The sequence below is a fragment of the Clostridium sp. DFI.5.61 genome, from assembly GCF_024462915.1.
Taxonomy (GTDB): domain Bacteria; phylum Bacillota; class Clostridia; order Oscillospirales; family Oscillospiraceae; genus Lawsonibacter; species Lawsonibacter asaccharolyticus.
The window spans coordinates 1-12,386 of sequence record NZ_JANGBZ010000076.1; the positions used below are offsets into that span (position 1 = coordinate 1).

Below are 12,386 nucleotides of genomic sequence, written 5' to 3' on the forward strand. Positions count from 1 at the left end.
TGGACCGATACGCAGAAGAAAACCGCACGCGCTTTGACGACAACATTCGCGTCCTGCAACAGGACAGTGCTTACTTGTGGTCCACGCTGTACATGTGCTCGATCAGCTCCAGGACCTTGTTGGAGTAGCCGATCTCGTTGTCGTACCAGGAGACGACCTTTACGAAAGTGTCGGTCAGGGCAATGCCTGCATCGGCGTCGAAGATGGAGGTACGGGTGTCACCCAGGAAGTCGCTGGACACCACGGCCTCGTCGGTGTAGCCCAGCACACCCTTCAGCTCACCCTCAGAGGCGGCCTTCATGGCGGCACAGATCTCCTCATACTTGGCGGGCTTGGCCAGGTTGACAGTCAGGTCCACCACGGACACGTCCAGAGTGGGGACGCGCATGGACATGCCGGTCAGCTTGCCGTTGAGCTCGGGGATGACCTTGCCCACGGCCTTGGCAGCGCCGGTGGAGGAGGGAATGATGTTGCCGGTGGCAGCACGGCCGCCGCGCCAGTCCTTCAAAGAGGGGCCGTCCACAGTCTTCTGGGTGGCAGTGACGGAGTGCACGGTGGTCATCAGGCCCTCAGTGATGCCCCAGTTGTCATTCAGCACCTTGGCGATGGGGGCCAGGCAGTTGGTGGTACAGGAGGCGTTGGACACGAAGTTCATGTCAGTGGTGTACTTGTCCAGGTTGACGCCGCACACGAACATGGGCGTGTCATCCTTGGAGGGGGCGGACATGATGACCTTCTTGGCACCGGCATCCAGGTGTCCCTGGGCCTTCTCCTTCGTCAGGAACAGACCGGTGGACTCCACCACATACTCCGCGCCCAGCTTGGCCCAGGGCAGGTCGGCGGGGTTCCGCTCGGCGGAGACGGGGATCTCCTTGCCGTTGACCACGATGGCGTTCTCAGTGCTGCCGATCTCAGCCTTGCAGATGCCGTGCATGGTGTCATACTTCAGCATATAGGCCAGATACTCGGCAGGGCACAGGTCGTTGATGCCCACGATCTCGATCTCGGGGTGGTCCAGGCTGGCCCGAAAGACCATGCGGCCAATGCGGCCAAAGCCATTGATGCCAACTTTAATGCTCATTGTAACTGTCTCCTTTATCAAGTTTTGGTTGCGCTCCACTATTATATCCCTTTTTTTCTGATTTTGGTAGTCTGTGTTTTGCATAGTTTTTTCTCTGTTTCTCCGTGGAAATTAGCCACCTCCGGGCATAGTAGGCCCTGCCTTCTGTTCTTTTTCCCCATGGATTTACACAGTTCGCCAGAATCTGCGCCCATGTTCTTGTTGATGCAGCGAATTTCTGATATACTAGGTCCTGTCCGGGCCGGGCTCACGCCCCGGCCCAGCGAAATTTTCCATTTCTAAAATCAGCCGCCCCGCAAATCCTATTGCGGAAGCGCTGCGCCGGTTTTGGAGCGGAGAGGAGGATCGGGATGTCTGAAGAACAGAGCTTTTTGGAGCAGCTCCCCCAGGCGGCGGTAGAGGTGCGGGACGGAAAGATCACCGCGCTCAACTCCGCCGCCCTCAGTCACCTGCCAGAGCTGGCCGTGGGGGACCAGCCGCCCCAGTACCTGGCTGCCCCGCTGGACAGTGCTCAGACTGCGGGAGCTTTCACCGGCGGCGGCGGCCTGTTCGTCTTTTCCAAGGTCTCTTCCCCCGGAGGGGTGCTGCTCCTGTTCCGCCCCGCCCCTGACTCCGCCCTCTCCCCCCAGCAGATGGACGGCTTTGCCCGCCAGCTCCGCGAGCAGATGGGGGGGCTGCTGAACAACCTTCAGCTCCTCTCCCAGGACCTGAGCGGCACCGGCTCTCCCACCGACCGGCGGCTGGCCTCCATCAACCGCAACTTTTATCAAATGCTCCGCCTGGTCAACAACCTGGAGTTCCTGCGGGATACCAAGTCCCAGTCCGGGGTGGCCTTTTCCCCGGTGACCATGGATCTGGCCGGCCTGTGCCGCCACACAGCGGAGGACACTGCCCCCCTGCTCGCTCAGGCCGGCATCCAGCTGCGCTATCAGTCGAGCACCGAAGGACTTCTGATCCCCGGCGACGCGGCCCTGCTCTCCCGTATGCTGCTGGGCCTGCTGTCCAACGCGGCTAAGGCGGCCCCCAGCGGGACCGTCCTGCTCACCCTGCGCCGTTGGGGAGACCGGGCCGTCCTGACCTGTACCAACAGCGGCTCCACTCCGGACGACGGACAGCTCTCCGCTCTGTTGGAGGGGGCCTCCCCCCACCTGCTCCCGGAGCCCGGAGAGGGGGCGGGAATGGGCCTGCCCATCATCCGGCACATCGTCGCTCTCCACGGCGGCACGCTGCTCCTGGAGCGCCGGGAGCCAGGCGGCCTGGCCGCCACCGTCTCTCTGCCCACCGGCCCCCTCTCCATGGATCTGACCCCGAGCACCCCTGCCCCGGAGCGGAGCGGCGGCCTATCTCCCCTGCTGGTGGAGCTGTCCGACGTCCTCCCCTCCTCTCTGTACCAGCCGGAGGACATAGAATAGCGCTGCCCGCCTCTCACAAGATCAGAAAACCACCGGCCAGGCCGGTGGTTTTTTTGATGCAGCAAACGGGCCCGGCAGCCGTTGGCTGCCGGACCCGGACCATTCTGTTCCCAGTATGGGGCCGCTCCCCGCTCAGGAGAAAAATCCCCCGAAGGGCCAGCCGTAATACTGGTTGTTCTGCTGAGGCTGCTGTTGCTGCTGGGAGGAAGTATCGGTGACTGTCTCCCGGGGCTGCTCGTCCAGGGTAAGGGACAGCTCCAGCTTCTCTCCGTTACGGAACACCGTCAGCGTCACGGTATCCCCCGCCTGATGGGTGGCCTTGGCAGCCTCCAAGTCCTGGAAAGTGACCACGTCGTCCTCATCCATGGCGGTGATGATGTCCCCAGGCTGCAGTCCCGCCTTGGCGGAGCAGGAGCCGTCCTCCACTGTGGCCACATAGACACCCAGCACCGCGTTGGTGACGCCGTACTGCTGCGCTACAGAGGCCGACATGGTCACGCCGGTAATGCCCATGTAGGGCTTTCCGGTAACATAGCCGTACTGGATCAGGTCGGAGATGATGTTCTTCACATCGTTGATGGGGATGGCGAAGCCCAGGCCCTCCACATTGGTGCCGGAGCTGGAGGTGCTGTATTTGGCGGTGGTGATGCCGATGACCTCCCCGTAGCTGTTGAACAGGGGGCCGCCGGAGTTGCCCGGGTTGATGGCGCAGTTGGTCTGAAGCATGTTCATCGTGGTGGAGTCATTGCCGGAGCCGGTGGTAATGAGCCGGTCCAGAGCGGAGATGAGGCCGTCGGTGAGGGAGTATGTCAGCTCGCCCAGGGGGTTGCCGATGGCCATCACGGCCTGGCCCACCTTCAGCTGGTCGGAGTCGCCCAGGGTCACGGTCTGGAGCCCGGAGGCCTCGATCTTCAGCACGGCCACATCGTTGTCCTCCTCGCCCCCCACCAGGGTAGCGGGGTAGCTGCTGCCGTCGTGAAAGGAGACGGTGATGCTCACCGAGCTGTCCTTCACCGCGTCCTCAATGACGTGGTAGTTGGTGACGATGTACCCGTCGGCGGTGATGACGAAGCCGGAACCGGAGGCGGCCGACGTGCTGGTATAGCCGAAGATGTTGGTCATGGTGGTGGACACCGTGATGCCCACGCAGGCGTCCACATTGGCGGCGTACAGCTGCTCCGGGGTCATGGCCTGGCCGCTGGAGCTGGCCACAGGGTCCGCCTGGGTGGAGATGGGCTGGGTGTTCTGATAGATCACGCTGGGCTGGGACGCGAAGACGCTGGAGTACAGGGCTGCGCCGCCCACGCCCGCTCCGCCGCCCACTACCGCGCAGGCCAGGATCAGCGCCGCAATGCGCCTGCCGGATCCCCTGTGCTTCTGGGGCCCCTGGGGGGCCTCCGGCCCGCCCTGGCTCTGGTTGGGGTTGGAATCGGTGTACCCGCCGAAGCCGCCCCGGTACCCGTCATTCTCACTATTATAGAAATTGAACTCATTGTCCTGATTTGCCATTTCAAACACTCCTTGCCGATTTGAACTGTGTCCGGGGGGAGCGCCTCTCTTTCCCCTTCTGACAAAAATAAGGATACGGTCTAAATATGAAGAAAGCATGAAGAAAGAGGGGGGATTTTTTGAACAATTCCCGAAAAAACTTTGACAGACCCTCTCATTTCCGCTCCGGCCGCTGGGAAAGGATCGCCGTGATGTCCCGGGCCGCCGCCGTCACATCCATCCAAAAGCCCTGAAAGATCCCCAGCCCTACCAGGTTCAGCACCACCAGGATGAGGATGGGTCCCAGGATCATGCCAGCCACTCCGGCCACCTTCATGCCCACGTAGATGCCCACCAGGGACAGGATAGGGGACAGGCCGGTCTGGTCGCCCACGAACCGTGGCTCCGCCACCCGGCGGAACATGGCCACCACCCCCCAGATCACCATCAGATAGACAGCGGTGGAGAAATCCCGGGTAAACAGGGCCACCACCGCCCAGGGCACCATAACGGTGCCCGACCCGATGATGGGGATAAAGTCCAGAATGGCCAGCCCCAGGGCCAGCAGCAGGGCGTAGTTCTGCCCCACCAGCAGGAATCCCCCCAGCAGAATGAAGAACACCCCCACCGACAGCAGCAGCTCCGCCCGCAGGTAGCCGCCGAAGGCGGCCAGGGCGGTGGCCTTCACCTGCTGGAGGAAGCGGAGCAGGCTCTCGTCCAGGTGCTGGACCGCCCGCGTGCGGTGATAGGGGTAGTCCGCGGTGAGGAAATAGGAGGCCATCACAAAGACCACCAGGGCCAGCAGGAACTCCGGCACCCGCATGGCCCAGTCGGTGGCCGCCTTGGCCGCACTCAGCAGGGCGGTGGGGTCCACCGCCTGGAGGCGCTGGATGAGGGCGTTGACGGTGTCCTCCACCGTCCCCACCACCGACAGGGGCAGCAGGTCCATCGCCCGGGCAAACAGGGCCTCCATCTGATCGAAAAAGCCCTCCACCTGGGTCAGCATCCCGCTCCAATTCTGCGCCAGGGAGACCAGTTCGTTGGCCGCGGCATAGGTCAGGATGCCCAGACAGCCGCCGATCACCCCGAAGATGACCACCACCAGCAGCAGGGACAGCAGCTTCCTGCTCCAGCCCAGTCTGCGCTGGAGCCAGCGCACCGCCGGGTTGAGCAGGGCCGCCACGATCAGCGCCGCCACGAAGGGGGCGAACAGGGACAGCAGGGGAGGCCCCAGCTTGGCCACCAGCACCACCGCCGCTGCTGCCAGCACCAGGCGGATGATCAGCCGCAGCCACAACTGCCCCCGCTCCTGCCAGGACAGCTGTTCTCTCTCCACAACGACCACTCCTTCACAGTATCACATCGATACCTTCAGTTTTCCATAGCATAGTCCAGCCTATCACAAAAAGGATGAATAATATGTAAATCCCGGGGATCTCTTCCCCGCTTTCTTTCCTCCTCCCGCCCCGCCCGGGCCGGGAGGACAAAATAAGGCGCGCCGCAGGACCCGGGTCCCGCGGCGCGGCCAGTTTTATTTCTTCCGGTAGATAAGTCCCACCAGATTAGGTCCGGCGTTGATGGCGATAACGCCGCCAATGAAGCAGTCCATGGCCGGCTCCTGCCCAAAGGCCTGACGGCAGGACTCGGTCAGCAGCTCCGCCTGGTCGGGCCGGGCGGCCCGGATGATCAGATAGGGCGTCCCCGGCTCCCGCTCCTTCTGCGCCAGCTCCAGGATGGTGGGGATCACGTTCTTCTCCCCCCGCACCTTGGTCACCACTTTGGAGGCTCCATTCTCAAAGGTCATGATGGGCTTGAGCCCCAGGGCCTCTCCCACAAAAGCCGCGGCGGCGGAGACCCTCCCGGACTTTTTGGCAAACTTCAGATCAAAGGAGACAAAGAGCACCCGCACATGATCCACCCAGTCCTGGATATAGGCGGCGATCTCCTCCACAGAGGCGCCTGCGGCAGCCATCCGCGCCCCCTCTGCCACTGGGTAGCCGTAGCACATGGTATAGGTGTGGCTGTCGATGACCCGGATGGAGAAGGCATCCCGGGCCTCCGGGTGGTCCTCAAAGAACTCCCCCCGGGCCTGGACGGCGTTCTGGTAGGTGGCGCTGCCCTCGGAATTGATGGATGTGTAGATCAGGTCTGTGTACCCTGCTTTCCAGGTCTCCTCATAGCACTGCTGGAACTGGTACGCCGTGAGCTGGGCATGTGTCGGGATCTTGGGCTCCTCCGCCAGCGCCTGATAGAACTCCTGCGGGGTGAAATCCTCCCCATCCCGCAGTTCCCGCTCCCCCATGGCGATGGGGAAGGGCATGACCCTGATCCCCAGCTCTTCCCGCAGGGACTTGGGGATATCGGCGGCGGAATCGGTCAAAAACAGGATCTTCGCCATAGCGGTCTCCTTCCATGATACGCGCCGTGGGCGCGGACCTCCAATTTTACACCAATATTATTGCAGAAAGCCCCCCGCTTGTCAACTCCGGCCTCGTCCGCCCTCCAGCTCGCTGACCTGGGAGTTGCTGTATAAAGGATGGTTTGCACCACCTGCTACATTGGCAGAGCGAAACGACCGTTGGAAAGGAGTCCGCTGGAAAACAAGCAGGGACATGATACGCCGATGGGCGGTCAAGTCCCCTCTTTCAGCTCTATGAATTAAGATCTATTCTTTATTGACTGCTGTTTGAAAAAGTATGCTGTTACGCAATATAGAACAAAATTTTCGTTATATATTCGCTCTCGTCGGCCGTGGAAAGGTAGTCATTGATGGCGAACTCATATGAATCAGAAACAATATTGAAGTGATGGGTTCGGCAGTATTCTAAAATGCGTTCGTAGGATCTTCCGATGGAAAGATAGTCCCCTGTGTGATAGGTAAATACGCACCGCCCTTTGGGAAGTTCCAGAACGCCGTCGATATTATCAGACTTTTCAATCGACAGAAAGGCAAACGATGCTTCGGTATATCTTCCCCGCAGAATACGTTCATACGGCACGATCGCACCGCTCTGAAAGAAAATTGGAAGTTGCTCCTTGGATGACCGAACAAAACATTCCTTTGTAGCAATGCTGAGCATTTCCAACGTATAAGGTTCCGTGACCTTTTGAAGCAAAATGTATTGGGGGCTTACTTCCTCTATGGAAACGATATCGCTACAATCACGAATGGAAATAGAATGCTCTAACTGCAGACACCGATGTTCAACGCGGTTTTTTATCATTTGCAGCTCCTCAATCTGATGATTGATGGTAGAGAGCTGTTTGCGCAGCGCAGCGATAGAATTTTCAATCCTAAAACTTTTCATGTGTGCTTTAATCTCATTGAGGGAAAAGCCGATTCTTTTCATGATGCAAATCGTATCCAAATAGTCAAGCTGGCTGGAACTGTAATAGCGGTAACCGTTATCAGGATCAGTATATGCAGGACGGAAAAGTCCGATTTTATCGTAGAAAATCAAAGTCTGGCGAGAAATGTTTTGCAGTTTGGAAAGTTCACCGATGGAAAATAAATTTTTCATATAAGCCCCTTGACCTTATAGTTACTATATAGTTTATTATTTTAGCATGAAAATATGAACTTATCAAGGAGGCTGCTCAAATTGATACCCCGTATGACTGCCATTTGTAAAAAGCTTGCGGATGGCCTGACTTTCAAGAAAATACTGCTGATATTACTCGGAGCCATGATCTGCACCTTTGGGATCCACAACATTCACCAGCGGACGAACATCACAGAAGGCGGTGTGATTGGCTTAATGCTTTTAGTCGAGCATTGGCTGAAAATTTCTCCGGCTTATATTACCCCTATGCTGGATGCTGCTTGTTATTTGCTCGCATTCAAATTCCTGGGTGGGAACTTTATCAAAATCTCAATTATTTCAACACTGTTTGTTTCTGTATTTTATAAGATCTGGGAGCTGCTTCCGCCAATGCTCCCCGATTTGTCCGCACATCCGTTGATCGCCGCTGTGTTAGGCGGTATTTTTGTGGGTGTAGGCGTCGGCTTAATTGTTCGTCAGGGAGGTTCCAGTGGTGGAGATGACGCCTTGGCTTTAACAATTTCTCACGTCTCCCACTGGAAGTTATCCCGTTCTTATTTGTTCACGGATACTGTAGTGCTGCTATTATCCCTTACCTATATTCCCATAATGCGTATTGTTTTCTCATTGATAACCGTTACTGTTTCTTCGAACTTAATCGATTGGATAAAAGAATATAAATTTAAAACCATCAGATGAATATCCAATCACAAAAAGCGACAGATACTCTCTGTTTTTCCACCTTCGCTTTGACAGTAAAAACACCCTCAGCAATAGAAAGACCACACCTCGGTTTGCTGGCTTGTCCAGCCGCCGGGATGTGGTCTTTGTGATCTCTGATCATTTTGCACGTCTCCTGGTTCCGTCCTTCTTTATATAAGGCCGTCATCAGAGATCTGCCTCCCTCCGTTATTTCTTATTTTGACTGCGGGAGGTTTTTTATATCCTACATCAGCTCAAAGAGTAAAAAGGAGCCGCCCGCTGGGGCATACTGGCGGGAGGGGACGCGGCGGGCGGCCTGTCTGCCCTTCTTTCCGCGCCCTGTCAAGACCGGAGCAGCGGCCCCTCGTTGACACCACCGGCCGGATGGGATATACTACACCCACCAGAAAAGGAGGCCTCCATGAACAAGACCGAACTGTTGAACAAATGTGCCCGCAGCGGGGAGGAGCGGGTGCTGCTGGCTCGCGCCCTGGATAAGCTGGAGCTGGCCCAGAACCGCTCTGTCCCCGCCTGCACCCCATTTCTCTCCCCGGGAGAGCAGGCCTCCGTCACCGATCTGCTCAACGCCTGGGGCCGCCCCCGCCACCTGTTTTTCGGCGGATATGAGGGGGCGGAGCGGGCGGTGTGCGCCTTTCTGCCCGACTGGCAGGAGGAATCCGACTTTCTCGCCGACCCGGAGGGGCCGGTGGCCGCGCTGGAGGCCGCCTTCCCCGCGGACGCGGAGCTGTCTCACCGAGACATCCTGGGTGCCCTGATGGGACTGGGCATCACCCGGGAAAAGCTGGGGGACATTCTGTTAGACCATGGCCGCTGTCAGGTGCTGGTCCTGCGGGATGCCCTGCCCATCCTCCTCTCCCAGTGGGAGTCTGCCGGCCGCTGGAAGATGAAGCTGCGGGAGATCCCCCTGGAACAGCTGGAGGCGAAGCCGCCCCAGGTGAAGACCATTCGGGATACGGTGGCCGCCCTGCGGCTGGACGCGGTGCTTGCCGCCGGCTTCTCCACCTCCCGGTCCAAGGCGGCGGACCTGGTCTCCGCCGGCCGGGTGTCAGTAAACCACCGGGAGTGCGCCAAGGCGGACCGGACGGTGGGGGAGGGCGACGTGCTCTCCTGCCGGGGTCTGGGCAAGTGCGTGGTGAAAGAGGTGCTGGGCCAGTCTAAAAAGGGCCGCTTCATGCTGGTTCTGGAACGGTATATCTGAGAAGGAGATACGCTATGATCACACAGGAAAAAATTGACCGCATCAACGCCCTGGCCCGGAAGGCCAAGACCCCGGAGGGCCTGACGGCGGAGGAGACAGCAGAGCGCGCCGCCCTCCGTCAGGAGTATGTGGCCGCTGTGCGGGCTAATCTGGAGGCCCAGCTGGACAACACCCTCATCCAGGAGCCGGACGGCACCCGCCACCGGCTCCCCAAAAAGCCGTGAGGCGGGGGGTCCTTTGGGCGCTGCTCCTGTCCTTTCTGCTGGCCGGCTGCGCACCGGCGGGGGCGCCAGCAGGGGAGGGGAGCGGCCAGGAGCCCAGCCAGTCCGCCATGGCCCCGGCGCCGGAGGCCGGCACTTCCGCCCAGCCTCAGCCCGCCCCGGAGCCCGAGCCCCCCACCCAGGAGGAGCTGCTCCAAGCCATGGTGGACACCATGACGCCGGAGGAGAAAGCGGGCCAGCTGTTCTGGGTCCGTTTCCCGGAGACCGGCTGGGATGAGCTGGCCCGGGAGTGGCACCCCGGGGGCTTTCTCCTCTTCGGCCGGGACTTCAAAAACCGCACCCCGGAGGAGCTGCGCACTCTGCTCGCCTCCCTCCAGGAGACCTCCCCCATCCCCCTGCTCCTGGGGGTAGATGAGGAGGGGGGCACGGTGGTCCGGGCCAGCTACTACCCCGCCTTCCGGGCGGAGAAGTTCCGCTCCCCCCAGGCCCTCTTCGCTGCCGGAGGGCTGGAGGCCGTCCGGGCCGACGCCCTGGACAAGTCCGCCTTTCTGCTGGATCTGGGCCTTAACGTAAACCTGGCTCCGGTGTGCGACGTGTCCACCGACCCCGCTGACTTCATCTATGCCCGCGCCTTCGGCCAAGACGCCCAGGCTACGGCGGAGTATGCGGACACGGTGGTCTCCGCCATGGGGGAGGCGGGCATCGGCTCGGTGCTCAAGCACTTCCCGGGCTACGGCAGCAACCGGGACACCCACACCGGCATTGCGGTGGACCAGCGCCCCCTGGAGCAGTTCCGCCAGTCCGACTTCCTGCCCTTCCAGGCAGGCATCGACGCCGGGGCCGGCGGTGTGCTGGTCTCCCACAACATCGTCACCTGCCTGGACCCGGAGCTGCCCGCCTCCCTGTCCCCAGCCTCCTACCAAGTGCTGCGGGAGGAGCTGGGCTTTGAAGGAGTGGCCATGACCGACGACCTGGACATGGATGCGGTACAGAAGTATGTGGAGGAGGGCACCGCCCCGGTGATGGCCCTCCAGGCCGGGGCTGACCTGGTCCTCACCAGCGATCCCCAGGGGGGCATCCCCTCGGTGCTGGAGGCGGTGGAGACCGGGGCGCTGACCTGGGACCGGCTGGATCAGTCGGTGCTGCGGGTGCTGCGCTGGAAGCTCCAGCTGGGACTGCTGTCCCTCCCCGGGGCGGAGGATGTACAAACAAGCTAAGATTTGCCGAAATTTCCGCCTCATTTCGCAAGAAACCCCTTTGCGTTCCCGGAAAAGTTCGCTATAATGGAGCATGAAGATCCCGAGATCCCGGCCGCCGCTCCGGCGCGCCTGATGAAAGAATGGAGGTCAACGATCCCAATGAAAGAGATCTATGTTGTCAATTGCTGCCGCACCGCCGTGGGCTCCTTCGGCGGAAGCCTGAAGGACACCCCCGCCCCCGAGCTGGGTGCCGTAGTGGTGAAGGAGGCCCTGTCCCGGGCCGGCGTGGAGCCGGAGCAGGTGGACGAGCTGATGTTCGGCTGCATCCTCACTGCTGCCCAGGGCCAGAACCCCGCCCGCCAGGTGGGCGTCAAGGCCGGCCTGCCCTACTCCGTCCCCGCCTACACCGTGGGCATGGTGTGCGGCTCGGGCATGAAGTCGGTCATCGAGGGTGCCCGGGCCATCCTGGCCGGGGACGCCGACATCATCGTGGCCGGCGGCACCGAGAATATGTCCGCCGCCCCCTACGCCCTGCCTGACGAGCGCTGGGGCGCCCGCATGGGGGACAAGAAGGTGGTGGACACCATGATCCGGGACGGACTGTGGGACGCCTACAACAACTACCACATGGGCACTACTGCTGAGAACATCTGCGACGTGTGGGGCATCACCCGCCAGGAGCTGGACGAGTTCGCCGCCGCCTCCCAGCAGAAGGCCGAGGCCGCCCAGAAGACCGGCCGCTTCGAGGACGAGATCGTCCCCGTCATGGTGAAGAAGAAGAAAGAGCTGGTGGAGTTCAAGGTGGACGAGTTCCCCCGCCCCGGCGTCACCGCCGAGGGCATCTCCAAGCTGAAGGGCGCTTTCCCTGTGGGCCCCGAGGGAGTGGAGGACGAGATCGTCCATACCTTTGAGCTCACCCAGATCCACGAGGCCGATACCCGCAAGCACGTCCAGCGGGTCACCGCCGCCAACGCCTCCGGCATCAACGACGGCGCCGCCGCCATCGTGCTCGCCTCCGGCGAGGCGGTGGAAAAGTACGGCCTGAAGCCCATGGCCAAGCTGGTCAGCTGGGGCCAGGGCGGCGTGGACCCCAAGATCATGGGCGTGGGCCCGGTGCCCGCCTCCCGCCAGGCCATGAGCAAGGCCGGCCTGAAGATCGAGGACATCGACCTGGTGGAGGCCAATGAGGCCTTTGCCGCCCAGTCCGTGGCCGTGGCCCGGGAGCTGGGCTTCGACATGAGCAAGGTGAATGTCAACGGCGGCGCCATCTCCATCGGCCACCCCGTGGGGGCCTCCGGTGCCCGCATCATCGTCACTCTGCTCCACGAGATGCAGAAGCGGCCCGAGGCCAAGCGCGGCCTGGCCACCCTGTGCATCGGCGGCGGCATGGGTGTCGCCACCATCTTTGAGAAGTGCTGAGCCGGACACCGGCGTCCCCGGGGGCTGACCGCCCGGGGCCCGGTCCGGCAGGCGGGGGGGGGGGGGGGGGGGGGGGGGGGGGGGGGGGGGGGGGGGGGGGGGG

General features: G+C 61.2%; 12 protein-coding genes. 6 read left to right on the top strand and 6 right to left on the bottom strand.

The window, feature by feature from the left end; translation table 11 throughout:
* Positions 1–70: 70 nt before the first annotated feature.
* Positions 71–1,081, bottom strand: coding sequence for a type I glyceraldehyde-3-phosphate dehydrogenase (gap, locus tag NE584_RS17890; RefSeq protein WP_050623013.1), 1,011 nt, complete (start codon positions 1,079–1,081; stop codon positions 71–73).
* 350 nt (positions 1,082–1,431) lie between these two features.
* Here gap and NE584_RS17895 point away from each other — a divergent pair, with 350 nt between their 5' ends.
* Positions 1,432–2,493, top strand: a complete 1,062-nt coding sequence (locus NE584_RS17895; protein ID WP_256183385.1) for a sensor histidine kinase KdpD — start codon at positions 1,432–1,434, stop codon at positions 2,491–2,493.
* A 132-nt stretch (positions 2,494–2,625) separates the two neighbouring features.
* On the opposite strand, the gene NE584_RS17900 is transcribed toward NE584_RS17895, so the two are convergent.
* The 4 genes from NE584_RS17900 to NE584_RS17915 form a co-directional block, all read right to left on the bottom strand.
* Complete coding sequence (locus NE584_RS17900; protein ID WP_108980218.1) at positions 2,626–4,002, bottom strand: S1C family serine protease; 1,377 nt, start codon at positions 4,000–4,002, stop codon at positions 2,626–2,628.
* Between the two features lie 154 nt (positions 4,003–4,156).
* A complete protein-coding gene (ytvI, locus tag NE584_RS17905; protein ID WP_050623016.1) occupies positions 4,157–5,317 on the bottom strand; it encodes a sporulation integral membrane protein YtvI in 1,161 nt (386 codons plus the stop codon).
* Between the two features lie 195 nt (positions 5,318–5,512).
* Positions 5,513–6,379: a DegV family protein gene (locus NE584_RS17910; protein ID WP_256183386.1), complete on the bottom strand. Its 867-nt coding sequence runs from the start codon at positions 6,377–6,379 to the stop codon at positions 5,513–5,515.
* A 304-nt stretch (positions 6,380–6,683) separates the two neighbouring features.
* Complete coding sequence (locus NE584_RS17915) at positions 6,684–7,502, bottom strand: MerR family transcriptional regulator (RefSeq protein ID WP_256183387.1); 819 nt, start codon at positions 7,500–7,502, stop codon at positions 6,684–6,686.
* Between the two features lie 81 nt (positions 7,503–7,583).
* Between NE584_RS17915 and NE584_RS17920 the strand changes: the two genes are divergently transcribed.
* A complete protein-coding gene (locus NE584_RS17920; RefSeq protein WP_329737701.1) occupies positions 7,584–8,222 on the top strand; it encodes a YitT family protein in 639 nt (212 codons plus the stop codon).
* On the opposite strand, the gene NE584_RS17925 is transcribed toward NE584_RS17920, so the two are convergent.
* A complete protein-coding gene (locus NE584_RS17925) occupies positions 8,215–8,367 on the bottom strand; it encodes a hypothetical protein (RefSeq protein ID WP_256183388.1) in 153 nt (50 codons plus the stop codon). The two genes, NE584_RS17920 and NE584_RS17925, sit on opposite strands and share 8 nt — an antisense overlap.
* A 279-nt stretch (positions 8,368–8,646) precedes the next feature.
* Between NE584_RS17925 and NE584_RS17930 the strand changes: the two genes are divergently transcribed.
* From NE584_RS17930 to NE584_RS17945, 4 genes are all read left to right on the top strand, one after another.
* Positions 8,647–9,444 (top strand): RNA-binding protein, encoded by a 798-nt coding sequence (locus NE584_RS17930; RefSeq protein ID WP_050623021.1) that lies wholly within the window; start codon positions 8,647–8,649, stop codon positions 9,442–9,444.
* A 17-nt stretch (positions 9,445–9,461) separates the two neighbouring features.
* The gene (locus NE584_RS17935) at positions 9,462–9,668 is read left to right on the top strand and encodes a DUF896 domain-containing protein (RefSeq protein WP_050625381.1); all 207 of its coding nucleotides are present in this window, start codon (positions 9,462–9,464) and stop codon (positions 9,666–9,668) included.
* On the top strand, positions 9,665–10,882 hold the full coding sequence (locus NE584_RS17940) for a glycoside hydrolase family 3 protein (RefSeq protein WP_256183389.1): 1,218 nt from the start codon (positions 9,665–9,667) through the stop codon (positions 10,880–10,882). Before NE584_RS17935 ends, NE584_RS17940 begins: the two co-directional genes overlap by 4 nt.
* Before the next feature lie 141 nt (positions 10,883–11,023).
* Positions 11,024–12,283, top strand: coding sequence for an acetyl-CoA C-acetyltransferase (locus tag NE584_RS17945; RefSeq protein ID WP_050623023.1), 1,260 nt, complete (start codon positions 11,024–11,026; stop codon positions 12,281–12,283).
* Positions 12,284–12,386: the final 103 nt, after the last annotated feature.

Bases quoted from the DNA above. Each gene is read 5' to 3' on its own strand.
- NE584_RS17930 (WP_050623021.1), top strand. From the start codon at position 8,647: ATGAACAAGACCGAACTGTTGAACAAATGTGCCCGCAGCGGGGAGGAG.
- NE584_RS17925 (WP_256183388.1), bottom strand. From the start codon at position 8,367: ATGATCAGAGATCACAAAGACCACATCCCGGCGGCTGGACAAGCCAGC.
- NE584_RS17915 (WP_256183387.1), bottom strand. From the start codon at position 7,502: ATGAAAAATTTATTTTCCATCGGTGAACTTTCCAAACTGCAAAACATT.
- NE584_RS17895 (WP_256183385.1), top strand. From the start codon at position 1,432: ATGTCTGAAGAACAGAGCTTTTTGGAGCAGCTCCCCCAGGCGGCGGTA.
- NE584_RS17945 (WP_050623023.1), top strand. From the start codon at position 11,024: ATGAAAGAGATCTATGTTGTCAATTGCTGCCGCACCGCCGTGGGCTCC.
- NE584_RS17910 (WP_256183386.1), bottom strand. From the start codon at position 6,379: ATGGCGAAGATCCTGTTTTTGACCGATTCCGCCGCCGATATCCCCAAG.
- gap (WP_050623013.1), bottom strand. From the start codon at position 1,081: ATGAGCATTAAAGTTGGCATCAATGGCTTTGGCCGCATTGGCCGCATG.
- NE584_RS17900 (WP_108980218.1), bottom strand. From the start codon at position 4,002: ATGGCAAATCAGGACAATGAGTTCAATTTCTATAATAGTGAGAATGAC.